Source organism: Staphylococcus sp. EG-SA-15, assembly GCF_017151895.1.
GTDB classification, from domain to species: Bacteria; Bacillota; Bacilli; order Staphylococcales; family Staphylococcaceae; genus Staphylococcus; species Staphylococcus aureus.
Window position 1 is genome coordinate 1 of sequence record NZ_JACVZN010000102.1, and the last position, 260, is coordinate 260.

The following is a 260-nucleotide window of genomic DNA, read 5'->3' on the forward strand; positions in this document are numbered from 1 at the left end:
TACGTCTCATCAATACGCCATTTGTAATAAGCTTTTTTATGCTTTTTCTTCCAAATTTGATATAAAATTGGGGCATATTCTTGAACCCAACGGTAGATCGTTGAATGATGAACGTTTACACCACGTTCTCTTAATATTTCAGATATATCACGATAGCTCAATGCATATCTTAGATAGTAGCCAACGGCTACAGTGATAACATCCTTGTTAAATTGTTTATATCTGAAATAGTTCATACAGAAGACTCCTTTTTGTTAAAA

Annotated in this window: 1 pseudogene; it reads right to left on the minus strand. The window is 32.7% G+C overall.

The features are described 5' to 3' along the window. Positions 1-236: pseudogene (locus IDG64_RS14535) on the minus strand (IS6 family transposase); the annotation flags it as partial. Between the last annotated feature and the right edge of the window lie 24 nt (positions 237-260).